This is a genomic window from Cryobacterium sp. Hz9, assembly GCF_004402825.1.
GTDB lineage: Bacteria > Actinomycetota > Actinomycetes > Actinomycetales > Microbacteriaceae > Cryobacterium > Cryobacterium gelidum.
In genome coordinates, this window is the sequence record NZ_SOFC01000007.1 from 1 (window position 1) to 6,018 (window position 6,018).

General features: G+C 53.7%; 3 rRNA genes. All 3 read right to left on the reverse strand.

The window, feature by feature from the left end:
• Window positions 1–12 precede the first annotated feature (12 nt).
• Window positions 13–129, reverse strand: a 5S ribosomal RNA gene (rrf, locus tag E3N85_RS02055).
• 136 nt (window positions 130–265) lie between these two features.
• Window positions 266–3,393 (reverse strand): 23S ribosomal RNA (locus E3N85_RS02060).
• Window positions 3,394–3,843: 450 nt separating this feature from the next.
• Window positions 3,844–5,416: ribosomal RNA gene (locus E3N85_RS02065) — 16S ribosomal RNA — on the reverse strand.
• The 16S, 23S and 5S rRNA genes sit together here, the layout of an rRNA operon.
• Window positions 5,417–6,018 lie beyond the last annotated feature (602 nt).

Here is a 6,018-nt window from a genome sequence, read left to right on the forward strand (position 1 = left end):
TTTCTAAGTTAAGTCCGGCGGTGTCCTACTCTCCCACAGGGTCCCCCCTGCAGTACCATCGGCGCTGAGAGTCTTAGCTTCCGGGTTCGGAATGTGACCGGGCGTTTCCCTCTCGCTATAGCCGCCGAAACATCTTCCGATGAATCGATTCTATATTTTTTAGTTATAGAGCCTCACGGTGTTTATTCAACACCGTGGGGCGTTGTTCTCGACCGTACATCGAGAACCACATAGTGGACGCTAAAGCAGCTTCTTCAAACTGAGTGTTATCAAATTATCGGCTTATTAGTACCGGTCAGCTTCATGGGTCTTTAGTCCCCACTTCCACATCCGGCCTATCAACGCAGTAGTCTAGCTGCGAGCCTCTCCCCCGAAGGGATGGAAATCTCATCTCGAAGCCGGCTTCCCGCTTAGATGCTTTCAGCGGTTATCCGTTCCGAACGTAGCTAATCAGCGGTGCTCCTGGCGGAACAACTGACACACCAGAGGTTCGTCCATCCCGGTCCTCTCGTACTAGGGATAGATCTTCTCAAATTTCCTGCGCGCGCAGCGGATAGGGACCGAACTGTCTCACGACGTTCTAAACCCAGCTCGCGTACCGCTTTAATGGGCGAACAGCCCAACCCTTGGGACCTACTCCAGCCCCAGGATGCGACGAGCCGACATCGAGGTGCCAAACCATGCCGTCGATATGGACTCTTGGGCAAGATCAGCCTGTTATCCCCGAGGTACCTTTTATCCGTTGAGCGACAGCGCTTCCACAAGCCACTGCCGGATCACTAGTCCCGACTTTCGTCCCTGCTCGACTTGTCAGTCTTACAGTCAAGCTCCCTTGTGCACTTACACTCGACACCTGATTACCAACCAGGTTGAGGGAACCTTTGGGCGCCTCCGTTACTTTTTAGGAGGCAACCGCCCCAGTTAAACTACCCACCAGGCACTGTCCCTGAACCGGATCACGGTTCGAAGTTAGGTATCCAATATGACCAGAGTGGTATTTCAACAATGACTCCACCTGAACTAGCGTCCAAGCTTCACAGTCTCCCACCTATCCTACACAAGCCACACCGAACACCAATACCAAGCTGTAGTAAAGGTCACGGGGTCTTTCCGTCCTGCTGCGCGTAACGAGCATCTTTACTCGTAATGCAATTTCGCCGAGTTCGCGGTTGAGACAGCTGGGAAGTCGTTACGCCATTCGTGCAGGTCGGAACTTACCCGACAAGGAATTTCGCTACCTTAGGATGGTTATAGTTACCACCGCCGTTTACTGGGGCTTAAATTCTCAGCTTCGCCTTGCGGCTAACCGTTCCTCTTAACCTTCCAGCACCGGGCAGGCGTCAGTCCGTATACATCGTCTTGCGACTTAGCACGGACCTGTGTTTTTAGTAAACAGTCGCTTCCCACTGGTCTCTGCGGCCTTCGAACGCTCCCGGAGCAAGTCCGTTCACGCCTCAGGCCCCCCTTCTCCCGAAGTTACGGGGGCATTTTGCCGAGTTCCTTAACCACGATTCTCTCGATCTCCTTAGTATTCTCTACCTGATCACCTGAGTCGGTTTGGGGTACGGGTGACTAAAACCTCGCGTCGATGCTTTTCTTGGCAGCATAGGATCACTGATTTCACCCTTACGGGCTACCCATCGGGTCTCAGGCATCATGAACGACGGATTTGCCTATCGTTCGCCCTACATCCTTAGACCGGGTCAACCATCGCCCGGCTCAGCTACCTTCCTGCGTCACACCTGTTAATACGCTAACCGCACCAGCATAGGGTCGCACGCTAGGCCCCACGCTTCACCCCGAAGGGATCCATCTAGGGGATTCAGATGCTTAGCATTACTGGATTAGCTTGGGCGGTTTTTCGTCAGTACGGGAATATCAACCCGTTGTCCATCGACTACGCCTGTCGGCCTCGCCTTAGGTCCCGACTTACCCAGGGCGGATTAGCCTGGCCCTGGAACCCTTGATCTTTCGGAGGACGGGTTTCTCACCCGTCTTTCGCTACTCATGCCTGCATTCTCACTCGTGTGGCCTCCACGGCTGGTTTACACCGCCGCTTCGCTGGCCACACGACGCTCTCCTACCCATCAACACGGCTGAACCAACACCACAAGGGTGCGGCTAACCAAAAATATCAATGCCACAACTTCGGTGGCGTGCTTGAGCCCCGTTACATTGTCGGCGCGGAATCACTTGACCAGTGAGCTATTACGCACTCTTTCAAGGGTGGCTGCTTCTAAGCCAACCTCCTGGTTGTCTGTGCAACTCCACATCCTTTCCCACTTAGCACGCGCTTTGGGACCTTAGTTGGTGGTCTGGGTTGTTTCCCTCTCGACGATGAAGCTTATCCCCCACCGTCTCACTGCTGCGCTCTCACTTACCGGCATTCGGAGTTTGGCTGACGTCAGTAAGCTTTTGGGCCCCATCGGCCATCCAGTAGCTCTACCTCCGGCAAGAAACACGCAACGCTGCACCTAAATGCATTTCGGAGAGAACCAGCTATCACGAAGTTTGATTGGCCTTTCACCCCTATCCACAGCTCATCCCCTCCATTTTCAACTGAAGTGGGTTCGGTCCTCCACGACGTCTTACCGTCGCTTCAACCTGGCCATGGATAGATCACTTCGCTTCGGGTCTAGGACATGCGACTGAATCGCCCTATTCAGACTCGCTTTCGCTACGCATTCCCCTCTCGGGTTAAGCTCGCCACATATCACTAACTCGCAGGCTCATTCTTCAAAAGGCACGCTGTCACCAGAACAAAGCTGGCTCCAACGGTTTGTAAGCAAACGGTTTCAGGTACTATTTCACTCCCCTCCCGGGGTACTTTTCACCTTTCCCTCACGGTACTTGTTCACTATCGGTCATGTAGGAGTATTTAGGCTTATCAGGTGGTCCTGACGGATTCACACGGGATTTCTCGGGCCCCGTGCTACTTGGGATACTTCTCGGGCGATTGCTGCATTTCGACTACGGGGTTCGCACCCTCTATGACCAGGCTTTCAATCCTGTTCGTCTATACAACGTTCTAACCCTTACCATTCGGTAGAATTGGCAGAAAAGTCCCGCAACCCCGACCATGCAACGCCTACCGGCTATCACACATGATCGGTTTAGCCTCATCCGGGTTCGCTCGCCACTACTAACGGAATCACTGTTGTTTTCTCTTCCTGTGGGTACTGAGATGTTTCACTTCCCCACGTTCCCTCTACCCGCCCTATATATTCAGGCGGGAGTCACCAGGTCACCTCACGGGCCTGGCGGGGTTTCCCCATTCGGACATCCTCGGATCACAGTTCGTTTATCAACTCCCCGAGGCTTATCGCAGATTACTACGTCCTTCTTCGGCTCTACATGCCAAGGCATTCACCGTTTGCTCTTAAAAATTTGAAATCACATGAGTTTGAATCGATTAAGTGCCGCGAATAAATTCGCGACCGAAATTGACCAATGATCTATAAATAGATCTTTGTAATTGACCGCAGCATCCGAAGATCACTGCGGCAAATTTAAGATGCTCGCGTCCACTGTGTAGTTCTCAAAGTACGGGCGGTACCCTTCCCGCCGGCAAGTGATGCCAACGAGAAAAAGTCCAGAAGAATCAGATCAACCAGAACGTGACGTCCCAGTTGTTCCGGTCCCTCAGGACCCAACAGCGTGCATATATGACTCTCTCCAGAACCCGAGCGTTCCAACTCCCGAAGGAGCGTACCGGCCCGAGAACTAACCGTCCTCATATCAATGTCAATGTTCCACCCATGAGCGCCATCCAAGAACATTCGTCTTGGTATGACTGGTCGCCATATTCCGCTGTATACAGACGGGACGACACGTGCTCCTTAGAAAGGAGGTGATCCAGCCGCACCTTCCGGTACGGCTACCTTGTTACGACTTAGTCCTAATCACCAATCCCACCTTCGACAGCTCCGTCCCTTGCGGGTTCGGCCACTGGCTTCGGGTGTTACCNGTCCCTTGCGGGTTCGGCCACTGGCTTCGGGTGTTACCGACTTTCATGACTTGACGGGCGGTGTGTACAAGGCCCGGGAACGTATTCACCGCAGCGTTGCTGATCTGCGATTACTAGCGACTCCGACTTCATGAGGTCGAGTTGCAGACCTCAATCCGAACTGAGACCGGCTTTTTGGGATTCGCTCCACCTTGCGGTATCGCAGCCCTTTGTACCGGCCATTGTAGCATGCGTGAAGCCCAAGACATAAGGGGCATGATGATTTGACGTCATCCCCACCTTCCTCCGAGTTGACCCCGGCAGTATCCCATGAGTTCCCACCATTACGTGCTGGCAACATAGGACGAGGGTTGCGCTCGTTGCGGGACTTAACCCAACATCTCACGACACGAGCTGACGACAACCATGCACCACCTGTATACCGACCTTGCGGGGCGACCATTTCTGGCCGTTTCCGGTATATGTCAAGCCTTGGTAAGGTTCTTCGCGTTGCATCGAATTAATCCGCATGCTCCGCCGCTTGTGCGGGCCCCCGTCAATTCCTTTGAGTTTTAGCCTTGCGGCCGTACTCCCCAGGCGGGGAACTTAATGCGTTAGCTGCGACACGGAGACCGTGGAATGGTCCCCACATCTAGTTCCCAACGTTTACGGCATGGACTACCAGGGTATCTAATCCTGTTCGCTCCCCATGCTTTCGCTCCTCAGCGTCAGTTACGGCCCAGAGATCTGCCTTCGCCATTGGTGTTCCTCCTGATATCTGCGCATTCCACCGCTACACCAGGAATTCCAATCTCCCCTACCGCACTCTAGTCTGCCCGTACCCACTGCAGGCCCGAGGTTGAGCCTCGGGTTTTCACAGCAGACGCGACAAACCGCCTACGAGCTCTTTACGCCCAATAATTCCGGACAACGCTTGCACCCTACGTATTACCGCGGCTGCTGGCACGTAGTTAGCCGGTGCTTTTTCTGCAGGTACCGTCACTCCCAGGAAAACCCAGTCGCTTCTTCCCTACTAAAAGAGGTTTACAACCCGAAGGCCGTCGTCCCTCACGCGGCGTTGCTGCATCAGGCTTGCGCCCATTGTGCAATATTCCCCACTGCTGCCTCCCGTAGGAGTCTGGGCCGTGTCTCAGTCCCAGTGTGGCCGGTCACCCTCTCAGGCCGGCTACCCGTCGTCGCCTTGGTGAGCCATTACCTCACCAACTAGCTGATAGGCCGCGAGCTCATCCTTGACCAAAATTCTTTCCACCCCAGAAGATGCCTTCCAAGGTAATATCCGGTATTAGCTACAGTTTCCCGCAGTTATCCCAGAGTCAAGGGCAGATTGCTCACGTGTTACTCACCCGTTCGCCACTGATCCAAGGAGCAAGCTCCTCTTCACCGTTCGACTTGCATGTGTTAAGCACGCCGCCAGCGTTCGTCCTGAGCCAGGATCAAACTCTCCGTAAATGTTTGAATAGCTACCCGATCCATATAAATACAAACCGAGCGCCCATCTAGTGCACCCCCCAACCGGAATAGGCTGAAACGATGCAAGTTTGAAACTGACAAGAACAAATCATTACTGACTTGCTTTGTTTAGTTGCCTAACCGAAGTCAGGACTTTTTCAATATTATTTCCAAAGGAATCTCTTAGCTGTACCCCGCTAGAAACGGGCCACAACCACGAGGTTTTTGGCATTTGACATTGTGCACGCTGTTGAGTTCTCAAGGATCGGACGCACCCGACATCAGGCCCTACTGGGCTGTCGCTCCGGGGCAACTTGTCTAACTTACCCACCCGGCCAGTCCCTGTCAAATCGGCCACACCCAGCAATTTCCGGCACCCAAAGGACACCACAAACACTCGGACAACACGACCCAACCAGCAACACACACCCGGTGGAGGCTTACAATCCTAGCCCAACACCAGAGAACTTGAACCAAGAACCCAACATTGATCTGACTAGAAGACGGTCCCACGTGAGGCCGAAAAGCACTGCGGCTTTCCGCACCTTTGGGGTACGTATAGATACATTACGGTCCCACCGCCCACCCGTCAAAACGCCCCC